We start from the raw sequence: 3,720 nt of genomic DNA on the forward strand, positions 1-3,720 counted from the left end.
GCACGTTTCGCTCGATGTTCTGGGTTATCAACGAGATCTAAAGCCCGATAATAGGTCGAAGCTGCAATCGGTAAAATTCTACAAATCGCTTCAACACCATATCGATCTTTATTGTTCTGGATAAAATCCACCATTATTTGTGTGGGCGGTCGAGCTCCGCCTGGGCGAAAAAAGCGGCTGCTTTACGTAGAATTTCATTGGCACGTTTTAATTCTTTAATTTCACGTTCCATTTGCTTCATTTTTTCTTGGTCAGATATCTGTTGTACTTTGGCAGGATTTAGTTGATCCATATGCTTTAAATACCAAACACGCAATGTTTCAGGAGTACAACCAATCTTAGGTGCAATAGCTGTGATTGCAGCCCAAGTAGAAGGATAATCTTTTTCAGATTCAATCAATAATTGAACCGCTCTTTCTCTGATTTCAGGGGTATATTTTGGTTTTGTCATTGGAACATTCTCTCAAGAAAGTTGGTCTCCGACAAACCCGGTACGGTTCAAGATGGAACTAAGTAATTCGACCATAGTGAATTTCGGGTAGAATCAACATTCATCAAGGCAGTTAAGCGAGCATGTAATAGCATTGCATTATAACGCTCTAACACATTGCGTTTAAGCAATGTTATAAATTGCAAATTTGTACGTTCTGAAAACTCTTTTGGGCACAACTGCTCCAAAAATAAGTCTACATCATAGTGTGAAGTGAATAGTTTGTTTGATGAACCATCTAAGTGTTTAGAGTCTGTCTCCGAGAGTTGGCTCTTGGTATCCATGTGACTAAATAAATCACGAACAATTTCTATAGTTGTTGGAAAGGTATTCTTTGGCATTGTAAAGCTCTGCGTATATCTGTCTTAAAGTTTAAATAGGCTTTTCGGTCACTAGGTGTACCTGGTATCGTAATCTTCTGTATTTGGTTTACAAGCAAAAAATCATGTTTTTGACCAGGTCTAAAAGATGCGACACCATCCTTAATAAGTTGCCGAATAAATTTGTTCAGCTCTTTGTCATTACTGTACTTTTTCATCGGTAATCCTGGATTAAGGGGATTGCTCCCCTTAATGATTATTTGGCATTACCACGACCACCACCTGATGGGCGACCTGTTGTACTTGGCCAATTGCCACCAGGGCCAGGATGGGATGATGGTGGGCGGTTGTATTGAATGTGCATGAAGTATTATCCTTCGTGTGCATAGCGAAATTGCTATGAATCGAAGAATATAGAAATGCAAGATTTTCTTCCTCTGAGAGAATGGAGTTTAATTTTTAAAAACTAATTTTTGCTTGTTCTAATACCCAGTTTTCATACTTCTGTAGATGCCCTCGCAACATATCCATGGGGCGAACGGTATAGTGCTTTTCAGCTAAAGCACTTGGTTTATGTCCAGATATTTGTGCAGTGACACCTACAGGAATATCTACCCATTCCGCCAATGATTTAAATGAACGTCTAAGACCATGTATTGTTAGCTGAATATCTATTTCATTACAGATTTTCTTAAATTCTTTGTAAGGATTAACGATGTATCCCGTCGCAGAGGTATTACTGCTAAATATATAAGATGAATCGCTGGTTTTTTTTAAGTCACGTAGTAATTTTTCTACGTATTTGGTCATAGGTATAATACGCCCATTATCTTCAACTTTATCCTTCAGTTGGATTGTTTTCCACCTAAAATCTAAGTCTTCCCATGTAAGTGATAGAAACTCATCTTTTCTGGCCCCAGTTAATAGACAACAAATATAAAATGTAGCCAAGGCTTTATTTTGAGAATTGAGAACGGTAGAGAACCATATGTCTAATTGTTCTCTTAGGAGGCAATCTTTTCTTGCTTGAACTGGCTTTACTTTGGATCTTACTTTTTTAGATTTAATTGCATTTGTAGGTGCTATTCCTTGGAATCTATCATCTTCTTCACACCAATTTAAAAAGGCTCTAATGAGACGGAAAGCTTTACTAGCTGTAGTTTCTCGGTAATTATTCTTCTGAAGCCATTCAGAAAAAAAGTTGTTATCAAGATCTGATAACCTTTTTTCTAATAATTCAAAAATAGGCTGAGGTTTATAGTGAAATTTTTTTATTTCATCAAATCCACCTTTTGATAGTAATAAATGATCAAGGTAGGTGCGTTCTCTCCATCTTTCTTTATTTTCTTCAAGATAAATATTCCAAGCTTCTTTGAATAAAGTTTCTTTTCGTTTTTCAGTCTTAAGATATTCTTGGTCTGATTTAATGCGTTTATTTTTTTCAACTTTGGGGTCGATCCCTTGCGTACACATTACAGCAAGCTCTTTAGCTTTTTCACGAGCCTCAGTTAGTCGCCAATCTTTAATGTTCCCAATTGTTATACGTCGTGTTGTAGACCCTACACGTCCCTGAAAGATATATGTCTTTTTATTGTTTGGGGTTACTTTTACCCCAAAACCGCTGGTAGAGCTATCCCAATAGAAAGAAGGCTTTGAGTCAGATAGGCATTCTAGTTTTTCAATTGCTGGTTTTGTAAAATTCATATAGATACCAAAAAAATAAGCAATTAGTAAGCATATTTAAGATACTATAATCAACTTTAAAGGCCAATGTTTGAAAAATAAAGTTTCGTATCTTATTGTATATAAAAATATATTTGATTTTTTTCTTGTGTGTTAATGTATGGGTTGTAGAACTCATAATCCGTTGGTCCCGTGTTCAAGTCACGGTGGGCCCACCAAGTATTAAACCTCATAACTATTTGAGTTATGAGGTTTTTTAGTGCCAGTTGATTGTGTTTTTAACTATCTTTGATAGACCGTACTGAGGTCTATTGGTTCGATAATCCGATGGTCTATCTTGCTGACGCCTATACGGTACCTACTTATTAGCCAAGATGTTTTCCGAGTATTGTGTCTTATCATGCGAGTTAGGTATGTAGATGAGTGTATGCTATTGATGTAATCGCATCGTAGAACGCATGGGAAAACATGATGTGTATGGGGAGATTTAGGGATTGCTTCGATTTCTCGTTTTGGACAGCAGTTCTAGGGGAAATGATAAGTAAAGTTAGTGAGAAAGAGTTAGATGAATTTTTTGGTTAAGTTAGTCCAATCAAATTCCTAATTTGATTCCAACTATTGCATATGCCAATTTCCACAAACAAGTTACTTTCAGCATTTTGGGAGTATATTACGCTGCATCAGATTGTGTGGAGAAGTCTAGGGGGTATTTAAGCAAATATATTATTTTTGCTTAAAATTAATGGCTAAATAGGCTATCAAAAATTCGATAGCCACTATAGCTATAGTTTAAAAAATTTATTGTCTTCAGATAGTTCCAATATAATGAACTCTTTATACTTTTCATAATCCTCAGGTGACAGTTTATCCGATAGCATTGAAACGATATGTTGTCCAGAGAGTTTAATCGATGCATTAAATATTTTTCTAATATATTTAATATCAATTTCATCAATAGAGTCATGGAGAACAAAGTTAGGTCGTTGTGCTTGTTTGTCACAAACAGTTTTAATATAACTAAGATCAAAAGTGACTACTTCAAGTCTTTTTAAACCACCTTCAGTATTTGATTGTGTATCATCTACATCAGGCGAACATTCACCTTTTTCTTTATCTAGGTGCAAGTTAAAGTTATATAGGACTTACGCACTATTATTTATAGATTCTCTGTGGTAGCAGATGATTTTTATCGAGAATAAAGTCATCAATGAAGTTTTTGATCATTGG

At 35.6% G+C, this 3,720-nt stretch carries 3 protein-coding genes, 1 pseudogene and 1 other annotated feature; all 4 genes and pseudogenes read right to left on the reverse strand.

Features of this window, described 5'->3' with window-relative positions:
• Positions 1–451: pseudogene (locus MKL32_RS01910) on the reverse strand (transposase); the annotation flags it as partial.
• Positions 60–176 (reverse strand) — a sequence feature (AL1L pseudoknot). Its footprint overlaps the pseudogene before it by 117 nt.
• Positions 452–498: 47 nt before the next feature.
• A complete protein-coding gene (locus tag MKL32_RS01915) occupies positions 499–831 on the reverse strand; it encodes a hypothetical protein (protein WP_270900112.1) in 333 nt (110 codons plus the stop codon).
• Positions 832–1,269: 438 nt separating this feature from the next.
• Positions 1,270–2,514 (reverse strand): tyrosine-type recombinase/integrase, encoded by a 1,245-nt coding sequence (locus MKL32_RS01920; RefSeq protein ID WP_270900113.1) that lies wholly within the window; start codon positions 2,512–2,514, stop codon positions 1,270–1,272.
• A gap of 761 nt (positions 2,515–3,275) precedes the next feature.
• A complete protein-coding gene (locus MKL32_RS01925) occupies positions 3,276–3,617 on the reverse strand; it encodes a DUF2326 domain-containing protein (protein ID WP_228300294.1) in 342 nt (113 codons plus the stop codon).
• Positions 3,618–3,720: the final 103 nt, after the last annotated feature.

Origin of the sequence: Acinetobacter sp. AOR34_HL (assembly GCF_027854795.1) — a bacterium.
In the GTDB taxonomy this organism is placed as follows: Bacteria; Pseudomonadota; Gammaproteobacteria; order Pseudomonadales; family Moraxellaceae; genus Acinetobacter; species Acinetobacter junii.